Here is a 16,179-nt window from a genome sequence, read left to right on the forward strand (position 1 = left end):
CGGTTTGCGTCTGGTTCGAGAACGATCGCACGGATAGGGTCACATACCGTGAAGGGGCAGCCGCACGTTCTCGGAATTGTGCTTGCCGGTGGTGAAGGCAAGCGCCTCTGGCCGCTTACGGCCGACCGCGCGAAACCGGCTGTGCCCTTCGGGGGCAACTACAGGCTGGTCGACTTCGTGCTGTCGAACCTGGTCAACGCGGGTCTCGCGAAGCTCTGCGTGCTGACGCAGTACAAGTCGCACTCACTGGACCGCCACATCTCGACGACGTGGCGCCTGTCCAATGTGCTCGGTCAGTACGTGACCCCGGTCCCGGCCCAGCAGAGACTGGGTCCGCGCTGGTACACGGGCTCGGCCGACGCGATCTTCCAGTCGCTCAACCTCGTCCACGACGAGAAACCGGACCACGTGGTCATCTTCGGAGCCGACCACGTGTACCGGATGGACCCGGGCCAGATGATCTCGCAGCACGTCGAGTCGGGCGCGGCCGTGACCGTCGCCGGCATCCGCGTGCCGCGGAACGAGGCCAAGGCGTTCGGCTGCATCGACTCGGACGCGTCGGGAAAGATCACGCGGTTCCTGGAGAAGCCGTCCGAGCCGCCGCACGTGCCGGACGACCCGGATGTGACTTTCGCTTCGATGGGCAACTACGTCTTCACGACGGAGGCCCTGCTCGACGCACTGCGCGGCGACGCGTTGAACCCCGACTCGGACCACGACATGGGTGGCGACATCATCCCCATGCTGGTGGACCGGGGTAAGGCGCACGTCTACGACTTCCAGGACAACGAGGTCCCCGGCGCGACCGACCGGGACCGCGGGTACTGGCGGGACGTGGGGACGATCGACGCCTACTACGACGCGCACATGGACCTGGTTTCGGTCCATCCGATCTTCAACCTCTACAACCAGTTGTGGCCTATTCGGACGGCCACGCCGCCGTTGCCGCCCGCCAAGTTCATCGCCGGTGGATCCGCCGAGGACTCGATGGTGGGGCCGGGGTCGATCATCTCCGGGAAGATCCACGGGTCGGTGATCTCTTCTGACGTGACCGTCGAGGTCGGGTCGGTGGTGCAGGGGTCCGTGTTGTTGCCCGGGGTTCGGATCGGCAAGGGTGCTGTGGTTCGGCGGGCCATTTTGGACAAGAACGTCGTGGTGCCGGATGGGGCGTTGATCGGGGTGGACGCTCCTATGGATCGGGAGCGGTACACGGTGTCCGCTAGCGGAATCACGGTCCTCGGCAAGGGCGTCCGGGCTTACTGATCGCCTGTTTTGTGTGGTTGTTTTGCGGGCGGCCTGGTCGCCTTGCGTGCTTCCCCTGGGGCTCTGCCCCACACCCCGGCAATCTGATCAGGGGGTAGCGCCGCGGGCAGGTAGATGGCACGCCTGCTGCTTAGGGCGGCTGCCTGTTGCTTGGTTTGGTTGCGGTGGCGGTGGGGTCCCATCCCAAGTCGCACCAGGAGCGGGCCACATGCCTGAGGGGGTGTCAACTCGACGAAAAGCGTGTCGAGTTGACACCCCCTCAGGCATGCAGCAAGTGCTGTGGCGCGACTCGTGATGGGACCCCACCGCCGGTTCCTCTTTGCTGAGGACGGCTCGCCTGCGGCATCGCACCTGCCAGGACGGCTCGCCTTCGGCTTCGCGTCTGTCGCACGGCTCGCCTGCGGCATCGCGGCTGCTGACCGGCGCGCCCCTGCCCGCTGGCTCGCCCCGCGCCCCGTCCGTGCCTACGGCCTGCGGGCCGCCACCAGCAGGCCGTCTCCCAGCGGCAGGATCACCGGCACCAGCCGCGCGTCGTCCTTCACCAGGCGCGCGATGTCCCGCATCGCCTGCGTCGACTCGTCCCGCTTCGAGGCGTCGACCACGGCCCCGTGCCACAGCACGTTGTCGAACGCGATGACGCCACCCGGCCGCAGCATGCGCACGCCGTGCTCCAGGTACTGCGGGTACTCGGGCTTGTAGGCGTCCACGAACACGAGGTCGTACGCCGCGTCGGTCAGCCGGGGGAGCACGTCGAGCGCCTTGCCCATGATCAGGCGAGTGCGCGACGGGGAGATGCCCGCCGCCGCGTAGGCCTCGCGGGCGGCGCGCTGGTGTTCCGAGGCCACGTCGATCGAGGTCAGGATGCCCGACTTGGGCATGCCCGCCAGGAGGTAGAGGCCGCTGGTGCCCGCTCCGGTGCCGATCTCGACCACCGCGCGGGCCTGGAGTGCGGTCGCGAGGAACCGCAGGGCGGCGCCTCCGCCCGCGCCGATGGGCACGCAGCCCAGTTCCTGGCCGCGTGCTCGCGCCGCCAGGTGCACGTCGTCCTCGGGGAGGTACTGCTCGACGTACTCCCGCAGGGCCGATTCCGTGGTCACGGTCTAGCAGGTTAGTGCCAACTGTGCCCAAAACGGGTGAACGCGGCCCGAACCGAGATTCTCAGGATGCTCTCAGCCCACTCTCACGATCGTTTAAAGGGAGCAGGAGAAGGTACAGAAGCAAGAAGCCAGGCTCTAGTCGGGAACAAGCCGGACCCGTCGCCCGTTGAGCCGCATAAGGGTCGCCGGGCGGCCCACATGGAGGTGCCGAAACACCTGATGCGCACGCAGTCGAGTTCGCCGGAGGCCGTCGCGCCCATCGAGACGGCCGACTGGACGCCGCCCTCGTGGGACGCCATCGTCCGCGAGCACGCGGACAGGGTCTACCGGCTCGCGTACCGCCTGACCGGCAACCAGCACGACGCCGAGGACCTGACGCAGGAGACGTTCATCCGCGTGTTCCGGTCGCTCGCGTCGTACAAGCCGGGCACCTTCGAGGGGTGGCTGCACCGCATCACCACCAACCTCTTCCTCGACATGGCACGCCGGCGCAGCCGCGTGCGCATGGAGGCGCTGCCCGAGGACAACGACCGCCTCGAGGGTGACGACCTGTCCCCCGAGGAGATCTACGACGAGAACCACCTCGACCCCGACCTGCAGGCCGCGCTCGACGAGCTCCCGCCGGAGTTCCGCGCCGCGGTCGTGCTCTGTGACGTGGAAGGTCTCTCCTACGAGGAGATCGGCGCCACGCTCGGGGTGAAGATGGGTACCGTGAGGAGCAGGATCCATCGGGGCCGCCAGGCCCTGAAGGTCGCGCTCGAACGCCGTCGTCAGGAATCGTTGCTGGAGGACTCTGCATGACCGACCTCCGTGGTTGGGGACTGCCTGAGCAGCACCTAGCGCTGGATGCCGTGGTGGCGTTCGTGGACGGGGAGCTTTCCTCGACCGCCCACGAACGAGCCTCCGCGCACATCCAGAGCTGCGGCTTCTGCGCCTTCGAGGCCTATACGCAGCAGCAGGCGCGCGCCGTCGTGCGCTCCGCACCGGCGCCCACGGCGTCGGCGTCGCTGCTGGACAGGCTCGGAGCGATTCCCCAGGAGGTCGAGCTGCCGTCCGCTCCGGACGGGCTCGCCATCACGGAGGACGGCCAGTTCGTCGCCGTCCAGCGCACGGACAAGCCCGCGTTCGGCTCCGGGCCGGTGCTGGGGTCGTCGAGACCCCTGGGCAGCAACGGCTGGTTCAGCGGCCGCCGTGCCCGTCAGGGTGCCGGTGTCGTCGTGAGCGGCATGTTGCTGAGCGCGCTCGCGTTCACCACGGCCGACGGCGGCGAGCCGCCCGCGCCCACCCCTGCGCCGCAGAACGCCGGCGCGGTCTTCGCGACCACCCCCTGACAGCCATTTCACCGCTCGTCGGGCACTCTGTGGTTCAGCACTCCTAGCGGAGAATTCGGGGAGAGATGAGCCAGCAGTCGCCCAACGGCCAGACGTCCACACCCGTTTCCGGAGTGGACGACGGAGCACACCGCAGGCTCCGGCCACGGCCTCTGGTGCAGCCGCCGGTCGACCCCGCGTCCGCCACCGCCTTCGGCCGCCCGGCCGGTGTCGACGGAGCGTTCGCCTCGCGCGACGTGCCCGTGACGCAGGTCCAGTCCGCGCCGCCGCCCCCCGAGTCCCTCGTGACGGCGTTCGGCCGCCAGGGCTCCCAGGAACTCCTGCAGCGCCCGCCGCAGCCCACGTCCGACCCGGACCCGGACATCGATCCCGTGTTCTGGGGCGACAAGCCCGCCGGCGACCCGTGGCGCGACCCGGCCTCCGGTGCCGTGATCGGCCCGCCCGCCGTCGGTGAGGAACCCCCCGGCGAACCCGAGCGCAAGCCCGAGCCCGGTCCCCAGCTGAGCGTCCCCGAGCTGCTGTTCGGCCGTCGCGTGAAGCCGACGGCCCTCGCGTTGCTGCTGACCGTGGCACTCGTGCTGGGCGCCGTCGGTGGCCTCGTCGGCTGGCTGATCGGCCGTGCGGGCAACCCGCTGACCGACTCGACCGTCACGCTGTCCGAGGTCGCGCAGGGCAAGGAACGCCCCGCCGGTTCGATCTCCGACATCGCGAAGCGCGTCACGCCCAGCGTCGTCTCGATCGAGTTCAAGGGCGCGAACGTCGCGGGCGTCGGCTCCGGCGTCGTCATCGAGGGCGGCGGCTACATCCTCACCAACGACCACGTCGTCGCGCCGGCCGCGCAGGACTCGTCCGCGAAGCTCAGCGCCGTCTTCACCGATGGCACCCGCGCCGCGGCACGGGTGGTCGGCCGCGACCCGAAGACCGACCTGGCCGTCATCAAGGTCGAGGTCACCAACCCGACCGTCCTGCAGTTCGGCAACTCCGACGAGCTCCAGGTCGGCGACAGCGTGATCGCCATCGGCTCGCCGCTGCAGCTCTCCAACACCGTCACCGAGGGCATCGTCTCCGCGCTGCACCGCCCCGTGACGGCGGCGGGCGAGAACGGCGGCCCCCAGGTCACCTACGACGCGATCCAGACCGACGCCGCCATCAACCCGGGCAACTCGGGTGGCGCGCTGGTCGACTCGCGCGGCGCCCTGGTCGGCATCAACTCGTCGATCCGCACCGAGACCGGCGGTTCGGTGGGCCTCGGCTTCGCGATCTCCGGCAACCAGGCCCGCAAGATCAGCCAGGAGCTGATCCGCAACGGCCAGGTCAAGCACGCCGACATGAACGTGAACGTCAAGTCCGTCTCCGCCGAGACCTCCGAAGGCGCCCAGGTGCAGAACGTCCCGGCAGGCGGCGCCGCCGCGGCCGCGGGCATCCAGGAGGGCGACGTCATCACCAGGGTCGGCGACCGCATGGTCCGCAACGCCGCGGAACTGGTCGTGGCGGTCCGCGAGCACGAAATCGGGCAAACGGTGCAGGTAACGCTTGCGCGCCAAGGCCGTGAACTCAAACTCGACGTGACACTGAAGAGCGACTGAGAAGTAGGCTGGGACCCGTGTTCGACAGCATCGGATGGGTAGAGATCCTCATCATCGTCGTCGCGGGTCTCTTCATCCTGGGCCCCGAACGCCTGCCCTCGGCCGCGGCCTGGCTGGGCAAGACGGTGAGGCAGGTCCGCGAGTACGCGACGGGCGCGCGCGAACAGCTCAAGCAGGAGATGGGCCCGGAGTTCGAGTCGCTCCGCAAGCCCCTCGAAGACCTCCGCGAGCTGCGCAACTTCGACCCGAAGCGCGCCGTGACCAAGCACCTGTTCGAAGACCCGGAGCCGACCAAGTCCAACGGCTACCCGGCCCCCTCGACCCCGCCGGCGACCGAACAGCGCCCGCTGGCACCGGGCGAGCGCCCGCCGTACGACCCGGACGCCACCTGAGCCACCCCGGCCACCCAACGCAATGCCCAGGCGAGCCGTCCCTACCTCGCTGCTCTGATCAGCGGTAATGGTGACGTGCGGTGCCAGCGCAACCACGCACGCTATCGGCGCGCATCGGCGATGACTCGACCCGGCTCGTCAAGACCCGAGCAAGGTGACCACCCGCAACCCAGGTGACCACCCCGCTGGAACAGGACCCGGCCAACGCAGGCCGACCGCAAAATCAGCGACCGGCAGGCGACACGTTCAACAACCGCCCAGCCAGCCCACGCGACCGCACGGAGAGCTTCGTCGCCACCTCGGTGAGGACCTTCGCGGCGGCCGAGTCCGGCACGGCCTGCACGATCGGCGTGCCCGAGTCGCCGTTCTCCCGCAACCGCGGGTCCAGCGGCACCTGCCCGAGCAACGGCACCTCGGACCCGATCGCCTGGGTCAACGACTCCGCCACTGCGGCACCACCACCGGACCCGAAGACCTCCATGCGAGAACCATCGGGCATCTCCAGCCACGACATGTTCTCGATGACCCCGGCCACCCGCTGACGGGTCTGCAAGGCGATCGACCCGGCCCGCTCCGCCACCTCGGCGGCGGCCTGCTGCGGCGTCGTCACCACCAGGATCTCGGCGTTCGGCACGAGCTGCGCCACCGAGATGGCCACGTCGCCGGTGCCGGGCGGCAGGTCGAGCAGCAGCACGTCCAGGTCGCCCCAGAACACGTCCGCCAGGAACTGCTGGAGAGCGCGGTGCAGCATCGGCCCGCGCCACACCACGGGCGTGTTGCCCGGGGTGAACATGCCGATCGAGATGACCTTCACGCCGTGCGCCTGTGGCGGCATGATCATCTTCTCGACCTGGGTGGGGCGGCCGTCCGCGCCCAGCATGCGGGGGATCGAGTGGCCGTAGATGTCCGCGTCGACGATGCCGACCGACAGGCCGCGCGCGGCCATCGCCACGGCCAGGTTGACCGTCACCGAGGACTTGCCGACGCCGCCCTTGCCGGACGCGACGCAGTACACGCGCGTCAGCGAGCCCGGCTGGGCGAACGGGATGACCGGCTCCTCGGTGCCGCCGCGCAGCGTCTTCCGCAGCTCGGTGCGCTGGGCGTCGCTCATGACGTCCAGGTCGACGCGCACGGACGAGACGCCGTCCAGCGCGGAGACGGCCGAGGTGACGTCGGCGGTGATCTTGTCCCGCATGGGGCAGCCGGCGACCGTCAGGAAGACGCCGACCACGACCGCGCCGTCCGAGCCGACCTCGACGTCCTTGACCATGCCGATCTCGGTGATCGGGCGGCGGATCTCGGGGTCCTGCACACCGGCGAGCGCCTTGCGGACGTCATCGACGGTGGGGAGGGGCTGCGTGGTGGTCACCGATCCATGCTACGTCCGGTTCGTGCCCGTCCTACCGGCCGGTCACTTTCCACCACAGGCCCAGGTCGTAGCCACGGGGGAGCTGTCCGTAACATCGACGCCCGTGCCGGAATCGGGTAGTTCCCGGTTGCCCACCCGTGTCGAGCTCGGGGTGTGGCGATCGTTCCTCCGCGCGCATGCACGGATCACGAGGGTCCTCGAGGCCGAACTGATTGCTGAGCAGCGCCTATCGCTCGCGGCGTACGACGTGCTGGTCCAACTGGCCGAGACGCCTTCCATGCGCATGCGCATGACCGAACTGGCCGATGCCGTCCTGCTGTCCCGCTCTGGCGTGACCCGCCTGGTGGACCGTTTGGAACGGGCCGGTCTCGTGGGGCGCGAACGCGCCGACGGTGACGGACGCGGCATCGTGGCCGTGCTCACACCGCTGGGCGCCGAGCGCCTCCGCAGTGCTTCCGCAACCCACCTCGCCGGCGTCGCCGAGCACTTCGGGGAGAGCTTCGGCCCCGGTGAGCTCGAGGCCTTCGGCCGCACGTGCGACCGGCTCGCCGCGGACGACGTGTTCCCGTGATCGCATGATCACGGTGGTGGGACTCGTGCACGTCGAGGCTGGCCGCCTCCTCGTTGTGCGCTCACGCAACAAGAAGGCCTTCTACCTCCCCGGCGGCAAGATCGAGCCGGGCGAAACCCCCGAGGACGCCGTCCGCCGCGAGGTCCGCGAGGAGCTCGGCGTCGAACTGGACGCACCCGCGCGGCTGAAGCGCTACGTCTCACCCGCGTACGGCGAGGGCGAAGGCGCGATGGTCGACATGACCTGCTTCACGGCCCGCTTGCTCGCCACACCCCGGCCCGCGGGCGAGATCGCCGAGATGACCTACGTGACCCGCGCCGAGTACCGCGAGCACGCCGAGACCGCTCCCGCGATCCACGAGGTGCTGGACGACCTGGTCGCGAGCGGGCGGATCAGCTCGTGAGGCGGCGGACCTCCGCCATCACCTGGAAGTCGACGTCGGCTTCGGACAGGCCCGGCCGGTAGTCCAGCGTCCGGTACGCGCCGTCCATGTAGGCGAGCTTCTCCGCCTCCGGCAGCGAGGACCCGAGCTTGCGGCGCACCCACCGCGCCAGTTCGCGCGGTGACATCTCCTCGGCCAGCGTGCGCCGGGCCATCAGCCGCAGGGCCTCCGTCCGCCCGCCCTCGGTGCCGTGCTCGTGGTGTTCGAGCCCCAGTTCACCGAGTGCGTCGCCCAGCAGCGGAGGCATCTCCTCCTGCGCGTGCTGCAACGACGCGCCGGCCAGCGTGCTGACCGCGGGACCGTCGACACCCGCGACCACCAGCTCGCCCGCGGCCTGCACGACGTCGCCGTCCGTGATCTCGTCGGCATGCCACGACGCGACGACGTCGCGGAACTCCTCGACCTTCAAGGCCTGACCTTCTTCAAGTTGTTCTGCTCCTTCACGAGCTTCTCGAGCTCGCCGCGGATGAAGTCGCGTGTGGCGACCTCACCCACCGCGAGCCTCAACGCGGCCAGTTCCCTGGCCAGGTACTCGGTGTCGGCCTTGGTCTGCGCGGCCCGCGCCCGGTCCTCCTCCAGCGACACCCTGTCCCGGTCGTCCTGCCGGTTCTGCGCGAGCAGGATCAGCGGCGCGGCGTACGCGGCCTGCGTCGAGAAGGCCAGGTTGAGCAGGATGAACGGGTACGGGTCCCACCTCAGCGACACGGCGACGAGGTTCACGACGATCCACGCGACGACGATCAGCGTCTGCCAGAACAGGAACTTGCCCGTGCCCAGGAAGCGCGCGAGCCGTTCGGAGAACTGGCCGAACGCGTCCGGGTCGATCGACAGGCGGAAGCCGCGGGGCTCACGCGGCTGGTCGAGTCTGCGCCGGGGGAGTACTTCAGGCATGGCTCAGTCCCGTCTCGCGCCAGTTGGCCGGCAGCAGGTGGTCCAGCACGTCGTCCACGGTGACGGCGCCGAGCAGGTGCTCGGTCTCGTCGAGCACCGGGGCGCACACCAGGTTGTAGGTGGCGAAGTAGCGCGTCACGTCGCTCAGCGACGCTCCGGGTGACAGGTACGCCATGTCCGTGTCGAGGACGCCCGCGACGAGGTCGAACGGCGGTTCGCGCAGCAGGCGCTGGATGTGCACGCAGCCGAGGTAGCGGCCCGTCGGCGTCGCGGAGGGGGAGCGGCAGACGAAGACCATCGACGCCAGCGCGGGGGTGAGGTCGGGATTCCTCACCCGTGCCAACGCCTCCGCGATCGTCGCGTCCGGTGTGAGGATGATCGGCTCCGGGGTCATCAGACCGCCCGCCGTGTCGAACGAGTACTCCAGCAGGCGCCGGACCGGGGCCGACTCCTCCGGTTCCATCAGCTCCAGCAGCCGGTCCTTGGTGCCCTCGGCCAGCTCTCCCAGCAGGTCCGCCGCGTCGTCCGGGTTCATCGCCTCCAGGATGTCCGCGGCGCGTTCCTCGTCCAGGTGCGACAGGACGTCCTTCTGGTCCTCTTCGGACAGTTCCTCGATGACGTCGGCGAGCCGTTCGTCGTCCAGCGCGTCCGCGACCTCGTGGCGGCGCTTGGGCGGGAGCTCGTGCAACGCGTGCGCGACGTCCGCCGCGCGCATGCCCTCGAAGACGGCGACGAGCTGCTGCGCGCCCTGCGGCTGGCCCGCGATCTCGTTGACGCTCAGGCCGCCGACGTCCTCCCAGTTCCACACCTGCACCGGGCCCTTGAGGCTGAACCGGCCGGTGCGCTCCCGCCCGGCGACGCGGACCATGCGCCAGTCGCGCGTGCGGGTCAGCTCCATCGCGGCGTCCACGACGACCGCCGAGCCGCCGTCGTCGAGCTGGATCTTGGCGTCGAGCAGCTCGCCGATCACCAGCACCTCGTTGACGCGCTGGTGGAACGGTCGCAGGTTGACCGACCCGGTCGCGAGCGTCACGGCGTTCGGCTCGACCGACGTGACCCGCAGCATCGGCACGAAGATCCGCCGGCGCGTCACCAGCTCGACCACCATGCCGAGCACGCGCGGCGGTTGCCGGTCGATGCGAAGACTGATCACGACGTCACGGGCCTTGCCGATGGGTTCGCCGTCGGGGCCGAACACGGGAAGTCCGGCCAGCTGAGCGATGAAGACCCGGTTCACAGCCACCACACCCCCCAGGCTAGATCAGGTCCGGGCCGCCCACCGGGCGATGTCACCGCAGACCGCCGCCATCTCGCCGAGATCCTCTTCCAGGGCCCAGATCCAGTTGGCGACGGCCCGGTGCAGGGTCCAGTCCCGCGCCTTCCCGGCGTCGAGCTCACCCGCGTCGCAGATCGCCAGGAACCGGTCGGTGAGCCCCCGATGGCCGTCCAGCTCGTCGAACCTGTTCCACAGCAACGGGATCATGCAGTACTCGGGATCACCGGCGAGCGGCTTCGGGTCGATCACCAGCCACGGTTCGCGGTCGCCGCGCAGCACGTTCTCGTAGTGCAGGTCCTCGTTGACGAGCGTCGTGCCCATCGGCCTGGTGCCGGCCTCGCGGGCCGCGTCGAGCAGCACCCGCGGCACCGCCGGGTGGTCCGCCAGTGAACTCGCGAACCGGCGGATCCCCTCCGGCGCCTGGATTCCGCGGTGACGGCGCAGCAGATCGCCGATCACGCCGACCGCGAGGTCGATCGGCTCGTCGTCGAGCGAGTGCGGGTCGAGCCGTTCCAGCAGCAACGCGCCCAGTTCGGCGTCGTGGTCCAGCAGCCGCACGGCGCCGTTGCCGTCGTAGAGCTTCAGCGCGAGCGGTTCGTGCTCGGTCTCGGCGTCGACCCACGTGAGCTTGAGCACGGCCGGGTGCCCGTCGGCCCGGCGCACCGGCAGCACGACGGCGCAGAAGCCGTTCATCAGCGCGCCGTCCGGGGCGAGCCGCCAGCGCGCACACGCCTTGGTGGCGAGCTTCGGCAGCTTCGCGACCCACTCGCCGGCGCCGTCGCCGAGGCCCTCGCCGAACCCGTCCGGCACGGTGATCATGCGCTGAACTCCAGGCGGTACACGGCTTCCCACTCCGGCTTCGTGTTGAGCCGCGCGGTCCTCAACGCCTGCGCGGTCTCCTCGTCGGGCTCGGTCAGGCGGGCGACGGCCGGCGCGTCGACGAGGTGCGAGTGCGTGCTGGGGGAGCGGACCGTGACGGTGACCTCCGCGCCGTCGGTCAGGCCGGGCACGCTCTGCTCGGTGCCACCGGTGATGACCCACAACGCGTCGGCACGCCAGTGCGCGTGCACGAGACGGGGTCCGTGACCGGGTGAGGTGATCCAGACGGCGGCCGCCTTGCGCAGCGCCGCGTCCAGGATTCGCGTGATCTCCACCGGTTCAGACTGCCAGGGTTTGTGAATCCGGACTCAGCGGATGTGCGGCAGGTGTCGATGCGTGCCACTGTGGCGCGATAGTTACCGGCCGGTACGAGGAGGTACTCCAGTGGTCGACCAGCAGCGTCCCCGTCGTTCGTGCCTTGCGGTGCCCGGCTCCAGCCAGAAGATGATCGACAAGGCGCGCACGCTGCCGGCGGACCAGGTGTTCCTGGACCTGGAGGACGCCTGCGCCCCGCTGGCCAAGCCGGACGCGCGCAAGACCATCGTCGCCTCGCTGAACGAGGGCGGCTGGGGCGACAAGGCCCGCGTCGTGCGCGTCAACGACTGGACGACGGAGTGGACCTACCGCGACGTCACCGAGGTCGTCGAGGGCGCCGGCGCGAACCTCGACTGCATCATGCTGCCGAAGGTGCAGACGCCCGAGCAGGTCGTGGCGCTCGACTTCCTGATCACCCAGATCGAGAAGACCATGGGCTACGAGGTCGGCAAGATCGGCATCGAGGCGCAGATCGAGAACGCCCTGGGCCTGAACAACGTCAACGCGATCGCCACCGCGTCCCCGCGCGTCGAGACGATCATCTTCGGCCCCGCCGACTTCATGGCGTCGATCAACATGAAGTCCCTGGTCGTCGGCGAGCAGCCGCCCGGCTACGACGTCGGCGACGCCTACCACTACATCCTCATGCGGATCCTGATGGCGGCGCGGGCCCACGACAAGCAGGCCATCGACGGCCCCTACCTGCAGATCCGCGACGTCGAGGGCTACAAGCGCGTCGCCGGCCGTTCCGCGGCGCTGGGCTTCGACGGCAAGTGGGTGCTGCACCCCGGCCAGATCGAGGCGGCCAACGAGGTCTTCAGCCCGAAGCAGGACGACTACGACCACGCCGAGAACATCCTCGACGCGTACGAGTTCTACACGTCGGAGGCGGGCGGCAAGCGCGGCGCGGTGATGCTCGGCGACGAGATGATCGACGAGGCGTCGCGCAAGATGGCGTTGGTGATCTCCGGCAAGGGACGTGCCGCGGGCATGTCGCGCGCGAACGTCTGGACGCCGCCGGAGGACTGACCCCGTTACGGATTGTGCGCCATTTCACCACGAATGTCACCCGACGTGGCCGACCGTCACAGGTTGCGTTCGAAACCGGTGAAGTGGCGCACAATCCGTCACCGAGATTTGCGTTGCGACCCCTGGGTGGGCGCATGCTCGTCGGCATGTCACGTTCGAGTAACGGCAAGACGAGCAGACGGTTGCGGCTCTTCAAGCGGCGCGAGGACGACCTGCTGGAGCGCAGCTTCCGCAGCTGCCCCGGATGCTCCGCCGACGTCCACGTGTTCGCCGACGTCTGCCGCCACTGCGGTGGCGCCCTGGAGATCGCCCTCGCGGGCTGAGCTCAGTAGGTCGTGGAGTTCGCGGCCGCGATGATCGCGATGATGATGAACGCCGCGTACGCCAGCCAGCCGGCGATGACCAGGTAGCCGACGATCAGACCGGCGACCGCCATGCCGTGCCCTTCCTCCTCGCCCCGCTTGATCTTCCCCATCGCGATGTGGCCGAAGATGACGCCGACGATCGACGTCACGCCACAGGTGACGAACCCGACGCACGACAGGACCAGTGCGAGGATCGCGTTCGTCTGGGGCTTGGGCTGCACATATCCGTAGCCGCCGTACATGGGCTGCTGCTGGCCGTACGGGCCGGGCTGGCCGTAGGGCTGCTGGTGGCCGTACGGATCACCGGGCTGCTTCGGGTTGTACGGGTCGTACGTCATCGCTGCTCCCCCTGGAAGTGTTGAGCGGGGATCTTAAAGTCTCGACGTGCTGTTAGTCGCCCGCGGGTGCGCGATTCGACCAGTCAGCGGTGCTGTTTCGGTACAGCGGGCACCGGTGTTGTTGCGGAGAGCACACCCCGGTCGCAAACGAGCGTTAACCGGTCCATACTCGCCGGTAACTCTTGCTTCGGAAGGGAAGTGCGATGGCGCGCCTCGCCCAGACCGCGGGTCTCACGGACATCCAGGAAGAAATCCTCGCGACCGTTCGCACGTTCGTGGACAAGGAAATCATCCCGCACGCCCAGACGCTGGAGCACGGCGACACGTACCCCGCCGACATCGTCGACGGCATGAAGGAGATGGGCCTCTTCGGCCTGACGATCCCCGAGGAGTACGGCGGCCTCGGTGAGTCGTTGCTGACCTACGCGCTGGTGGTCGAGCAGATCGCGCGCGGCTGGATGAGCGTCTCCGGTGTCATCAACACGCACTTCATCGTGGCGCACATGCTCAAGCAGCACGGCACGCCCGAGCAGAAGCAGAAGTACCTACCGCGCATGGCCGCGGGCGAGGTGCGCGGCTCGTTCTCCATGTCCGAGCCCGAACTCGGCTCCGACGTGGCCGCGATCCGCACGCGCGCGACGAAGTCGGACGCGGGTTACACCATCAACGGCCAGAAGATGTGGCTGACCAACGGCGGCACGTCGAACCTCACCGCCGTGCTGGTGAAGACCGACGAGGGCGCCGAGAAGCCGCACCAGAACCTCACGACGTTCCTGGTCGAGAAGCCCGAGGGCTACGGCGAGGTCGTGCCGGGCCTCACGATCCCCGGCAAGATCGACAAGATGGGCTACAAGGGCGTCGACACCACCGAGATGGTGTTCGACGGCTTCGAGATCGCCGCCGACCAGGTGCTGGGCGGCGTCACGGGCCAGGGCTTCCGCCACATGATGGACGGCGTCGAGGTGGGCCGCGTGAACGTGGCGGCCCGCGCGTGCGGCATCGCGATCCGCGCCTTCGAGCTCGCGATCGACTACTCGCAGCAACGCAGGACGTTCGGCAAGGCCATCGCCGAGCACCAGGCCATCGCCTTCAAGCTCGCCGAGATGGCCACCAAGGTCGAGGCCGCGCACCTGATGATGGTGAACGCGGCGCGGTTGAAGGACTCGGGCCAGCGCAACGACGTCGAGGCCGGCATGGCGAAGCTCATCGCGTCCGAGTACTGCGCCGAGGTGACGCAGGAGTCGTTCCGCATCCACGGCGGTTACGGCTACTCCAAGGAGTACGAGATCGAGCGCCTGATGCGCGAGGCCCCGTTCCTGCTGATCGGCGAGGGCACCTCGGAGATCCAGAAGACGATCATCTCGCGGGGCCTGCTCCGCGACTACCAGTCACGCGGCTAGTCACGTTCCGACGTTCCCCCGTTCGGGGCCAATCTTTCACGGGACTGGCCCCTAACGGTTTCTCCCGGTGAGTCATAAGGTTCGCTCACTTTGAGCTCAGACCTGACTCTTCCCAGACCTGTGTCGCCGCCACACGTCGTCCGCATGGAACTGGACACGTTCTCCGGTGTCGACCGTCCAGCGCTGGCCAAGTGGTTCGGTGACGTGTTCACCGACCTCCTCGCGCCCCTCTGCCCGGCGTCGGTGGAGGAACTGGTGGCCGTGGCCCGCGACTACAAGCCCTCCGACACGACCCCGTGGGGCCCGCCGGGCTACGCCCGCCTGCTGCTCTCCTCGGGTGAGTTCACCCTCCCGGCGTGGTCGGCGGCCCTGCGGGACCTGCCGTCGTTCCTGCGCGTGCAACTCGTCCAGCTCGACTCCCAGGGCCTGCCCCTCGTCGAGGACGGCTGGACCGCCGAGGTGCTGCTGAAGGACGACCCGGCGTTCCCGCACCAGGTCGTCGTCACGGCCTCCCGCTCGCTGTTCGGCGGCTGGATCTCCCATGTCGTGCAACAGGACTGGCTCTCCGCCTTCCGCGCGGGCGCCACCCTGACGAGGGCGTCCGGGGGCTGGATCACGCTGGACCGCGTGGGCGTGCGCACCGCACACGAGGTGGCCGTCGGCGTGGGCCTCGACGAGTCGCTCTTCATGGCCGCGGAACTCTCGCGCGGCCCGCACTGGGCGACGCTGCTGGGACCGCGCCAGGTCGCCGCCCTGGGAGGCGTGCAGGAGGTGACGGCGACCGCGCCGTGCTTCGCCGTCGAGAACCTCGGCGGCGGCCGCATCCTCCTGCGGCTGACCGAACACCTGGACGAGGTGCCACCGGACGTCGTGCGCAAACTGGCCGAGTTCATGGGTCCCGTCCTGCACTGACGGGCGGGATGCGCCATCGTTTGGGACCCTGTCGTCCGTGAGGCCTTCACCGAAAACCGACGCGCTGTTCGCCGTGGACACCGCCCTGCGCCCCACGGGCTTCGTCCGGCGGGGCCACGTCTGGCTCCAGGACCGCGGTGACGGCGTCTCCGGCTGGCTCGGCTTCGGCATCGCGGGCGAGCTCGACCTCACCCCGCTGGTCGGCGTCTGCTTCCAGCGCTACGACGAGATCTGCCGCACCCTCGGCGTGGGAATCCCCACCACGCCAATGGTTTCTGCGCCTGTCGGCGCCCTGATGCCCGAGAAACCCGTGTGGCACTGGAACTTCGCCTCGGGTGGTGATCACGCTGCCACCGCTTCCTCTTTGGTGGCAACGTTCCTGAAGCACGGCAAGCCGTACGTCGACAAGCACGCGAAGTGGGACGCGCTGTCCCGTGAGCTCGTCGCGAAGCCCGAGACGCTGCTCGACTTCGAGCGGGCGCGGAAGCTCGCGATCATCCACGTGCTGAACGGCAACGCGGCGGCCGCCGGTGAGGTGCTGAAGAAGGAGCGTGAACGGGTCGCGGGCAGCCGTGACGCCTACGCCCGCTCGTACCGCGCCTTCGCGCATCGATTCGAGCTCGCCTTCATGGGCTGACTGCTCGAACAAACGTTCTATGTAACGCGTGTCCGCTGGTGTCAAATGACCAGCGCGTGTCCGGAATGTCCGAACTCACGTTTCGC

Annotated in this window: 20 protein-coding genes; 12 read left to right on the forward strand and 8 right to left on the reverse strand. The window is 69.2% G+C overall.

Translation table 11 applies throughout. From position 1 onward, the window contains the following. The first annotated feature begins 48 nt into the window (after window positions 1–48). Window positions 49–1,263: a glucose-1-phosphate adenylyltransferase gene (gene glgC / locus BMY74_RS04675; protein WP_089909758.1), complete on the forward strand. Its 1,215-nt coding sequence runs from the start codon at window positions 49–51 to the stop codon at window positions 1,261–1,263. Window positions 1,264–1,727: 464 nt separating this feature from the next. Here glgC and BMY74_RS04680 read toward each other — a convergent pair whose 3' ends face one another. Continuing rightward, window positions 1,728–2,360, reverse strand: coding sequence for an O-methyltransferase (locus BMY74_RS04680; protein WP_089909761.1), 633 nt, complete (start codon window positions 2,358–2,360; stop codon window positions 1,728–1,730). 219 nt (window positions 2,361–2,579) lie between these two features. Between BMY74_RS04680 and sigE the strand changes: the two genes are divergently transcribed. From sigE to tatB, 4 genes are all read left to right on the forward strand, one after another. Further along, complete coding sequence (gene sigE, locus BMY74_RS04685) at window positions 2,580–3,161, forward strand: RNA polymerase sigma factor SigE (RefSeq protein ID WP_082374044.1); 582 nt, start codon at window positions 2,580–2,582, stop codon at window positions 3,159–3,161. After that, window positions 3,158–3,691, forward strand: coding sequence for an anti-sigma factor (locus BMY74_RS04690; RefSeq protein ID WP_245785883.1), 534 nt, complete (start codon window positions 3,158–3,160; stop codon window positions 3,689–3,691). The genes sigE and BMY74_RS04690 overlap by 4 nt, the downstream gene beginning before the upstream one ends. Window positions 3,692–3,756: 65 nt before the next feature. After that, a complete protein-coding gene (locus BMY74_RS04695; RefSeq protein ID WP_089909766.1) occupies window positions 3,757–5,277 on the forward strand; it encodes a S1C family serine protease in 1,521 nt (506 codons plus the stop codon). A 17-nt stretch (window positions 5,278–5,294) separates the two neighbouring features. After that, window positions 5,295–5,669, forward strand: a complete 375-nt coding sequence (gene tatB / locus BMY74_RS04700; RefSeq protein ID WP_089909769.1) for a Sec-independent protein translocase protein TatB — start codon at window positions 5,295–5,297, stop codon at window positions 5,667–5,669. A gap of 223 nt (window positions 5,670–5,892) precedes the next feature. Here tatB and BMY74_RS04705 read toward each other — a convergent pair whose 3' ends face one another. Beyond that, window positions 5,893–7,038, reverse strand: coding sequence for an Mrp/NBP35 family ATP-binding protein (locus BMY74_RS04705; protein ID WP_089909772.1), 1,146 nt, complete (start codon window positions 7,036–7,038; stop codon window positions 5,893–5,895). 103 nt (window positions 7,039–7,141) lie between these two features. On the opposite strand from BMY74_RS04705, the gene BMY74_RS04710 reads away from it, so the two are divergent. Both BMY74_RS04710 and BMY74_RS04715 read left to right on the forward strand, forming a co-directional pair. Beyond that, the gene (locus BMY74_RS04710) at window positions 7,142–7,609 is read left to right on the forward strand and encodes a MarR family winged helix-turn-helix transcriptional regulator (protein ID WP_089909775.1); all 468 of its coding nucleotides are present in this window, start codon (window positions 7,142–7,144) and stop codon (window positions 7,607–7,609) included. Window positions 7,610–7,613: 4 nt separating this feature from the next. After that, window positions 7,614–8,012, forward strand: coding sequence for an NUDIX hydrolase (locus BMY74_RS04715; RefSeq protein WP_089909778.1), 399 nt, complete (start codon window positions 7,614–7,616; stop codon window positions 8,010–8,012). On the opposite strand, the gene BMY74_RS04720 is transcribed toward BMY74_RS04715, so the two are convergent. The 5 genes from BMY74_RS04720 to BMY74_RS04740 are packed head-to-tail and all read right to left on the reverse strand — an operon-like array spanning window position 8,002 to window position 11,372. Next, on the reverse strand, window positions 8,002–8,460 hold the full coding sequence (locus BMY74_RS04720) for a hypothetical protein (protein ID WP_089909782.1): 459 nt from the start codon (window positions 8,458–8,460) through the stop codon (window positions 8,002–8,004). The genes BMY74_RS04715 and BMY74_RS04720 overlap by 11 nt on opposite strands. Further along, window positions 8,457–8,942, reverse strand: coding sequence for a DUF1003 domain-containing protein (locus BMY74_RS04725; RefSeq protein WP_089909785.1), 486 nt, complete (start codon window positions 8,940–8,942; stop codon window positions 8,457–8,459). Before BMY74_RS04725 ends, BMY74_RS04720 begins: the two co-directional genes overlap by 4 nt. Next, window positions 8,935–10,188 (reverse strand): magnesium transporter MgtE N-terminal domain-containing protein, encoded by a 1,254-nt coding sequence (locus BMY74_RS04730; RefSeq protein WP_089909788.1) that lies wholly within the window; start codon window positions 10,186–10,188, stop codon window positions 8,935–8,937. The genes BMY74_RS04725 and BMY74_RS04730 overlap by 8 nt, the downstream gene beginning before the upstream one ends. Before the next feature lie 15 nt (window positions 10,189–10,203). After that, entirely contained in the window at window positions 10,204–11,037 is an 834-nt protein-coding gene (locus BMY74_RS04735; protein ID WP_089909791.1) for an aminoglycoside phosphotransferase family protein, read from the reverse strand. Then, the gene (locus tag BMY74_RS04740; RefSeq protein ID WP_245785884.1) at window positions 11,034–11,372 is read right to left on the reverse strand and encodes a hypothetical protein; all 339 of its coding nucleotides are present in this window, start codon (window positions 11,370–11,372) and stop codon (window positions 11,034–11,036) included. The genes BMY74_RS04735 and BMY74_RS04740 overlap by 4 nt, the downstream gene beginning before the upstream one ends. 109 nt (window positions 11,373–11,481) lie before the next feature. Between BMY74_RS04740 and BMY74_RS04745 the strand changes: the two genes are divergently transcribed. Together BMY74_RS04745 and BMY74_RS44805 are read left to right on the forward strand one after the other, a co-directional pair. Continuing rightward, window positions 11,482–12,441, forward strand: coding sequence for an HpcH/HpaI aldolase/citrate lyase family protein (locus BMY74_RS04745; RefSeq protein ID WP_089909794.1), 960 nt, complete (start codon window positions 11,482–11,484; stop codon window positions 12,439–12,441). A 146-nt stretch (window positions 12,442–12,587) separates the two neighbouring features. Continuing rightward, window positions 12,588–12,764, forward strand: a complete 177-nt coding sequence (locus BMY74_RS44805) for a hypothetical protein (RefSeq protein WP_177229561.1) — start codon at window positions 12,588–12,590, stop codon at window positions 12,762–12,764. A gap of 2 nt (window positions 12,765–12,766) precedes the next feature. On the opposite strand, the gene BMY74_RS04755 is transcribed toward BMY74_RS44805, so the two are convergent. Beyond that, the gene (locus BMY74_RS04755; RefSeq protein ID WP_089909800.1) at window positions 12,767–13,144 is read right to left on the reverse strand and encodes a DUF4190 domain-containing protein; all 378 of its coding nucleotides are present in this window, start codon (window positions 13,142–13,144) and stop codon (window positions 12,767–12,769) included. 203 nt (window positions 13,145–13,347) lie between these two features. Here BMY74_RS04755 and BMY74_RS04760 point away from each other — a divergent pair, with 203 nt between their 5' ends. The 3 genes from BMY74_RS04760 (at window position 13,348) to BMY74_RS04770 (ending at window position 16,093) form a co-directional block, all read left to right on the forward strand. Continuing rightward, on the forward strand, window positions 13,348–14,544 hold the full coding sequence (locus BMY74_RS04760; protein ID WP_089909803.1) for an acyl-CoA dehydrogenase family protein: 1,197 nt from the start codon (window positions 13,348–13,350) through the stop codon (window positions 14,542–14,544). Between the two features lie 144 nt (window positions 14,545–14,688). Continuing rightward, window positions 14,689–15,456: a hypothetical protein gene (locus BMY74_RS04765; protein WP_089909806.1), complete on the forward strand. Its 768-nt coding sequence runs from the start codon at window positions 14,689–14,691 to the stop codon at window positions 15,454–15,456. 37 nt (window positions 15,457–15,493) lie between these two features. Further along, on the forward strand, window positions 15,494–16,093 hold the full coding sequence (locus tag BMY74_RS04770; RefSeq protein WP_143091443.1) for a hypothetical protein: 600 nt from the start codon (window positions 15,494–15,496) through the stop codon (window positions 16,091–16,093). Window positions 16,094–16,179 lie beyond the last annotated feature (86 nt).

Origin of the sequence: Lentzea albida (assembly GCF_900111005.1) — a bacterium.
In the GTDB taxonomy this organism is placed as follows: Bacteria; Actinomycetota; Actinomycetes; order Mycobacteriales; family Pseudonocardiaceae; genus Lentzea; species Lentzea albida.

Bases quoted from the DNA above. Each gene is read 5' to 3' on its own strand.
- sigE (WP_082374044.1), top strand. From the start codon at position 2,580: ATGCGCACGCAGTCGAGTTCGCCGGAGGCCGTCGCGCCCATCGAGACG.
- BMY74_RS04690 (WP_245785883.1), top strand. From the start codon at position 3,158: ATGACCGACCTCCGTGGTTGGGGACTGCCTGAGCAGCACCTAGCGCTG.
- BMY74_RS04695 (WP_089909766.1), top strand. From the start codon at position 3,757: ATGAGCCAGCAGTCGCCCAACGGCCAGACGTCCACACCCGTTTCCGGA.
- BMY74_RS04715 (WP_089909778.1), top strand. From the start codon at position 7,614: ATGATCACGGTGGTGGGACTCGTGCACGTCGAGGCTGGCCGCCTCCTC.
- BMY74_RS04725 (WP_089909785.1), bottom strand. From the start codon at position 8,942: ATGCCTGAAGTACTCCCCCGGCGCAGACTCGACCAGCCGCGTGAGCCC.
- BMY74_RS04735 (WP_089909791.1), bottom strand. From the start codon at position 11,037: ATGATCACCGTGCCGGACGGGTTCGGCGAGGGCCTCGGCGACGGCGCC.
- BMY74_RS44805 (WP_177229561.1), top strand. From the start codon at position 12,588: ATGTCACGTTCGAGTAACGGCAAGACGAGCAGACGGTTGCGGCTCTTC.
- BMY74_RS04755 (WP_089909800.1), bottom strand. From the start codon at position 13,144: ATGACGTACGACCCGTACAACCCGAAGCAGCCCGGTGATCCGTACGGC.
- BMY74_RS04760 (WP_089909803.1), top strand. From the start codon at position 13,348: ATGGCGCGCCTCGCCCAGACCGCGGGTCTCACGGACATCCAGGAAGAA.
- BMY74_RS04765 (WP_089909806.1), top strand. From the start codon at position 14,689: ATGGAACTGGACACGTTCTCCGGTGTCGACCGTCCAGCGCTGGCCAAG.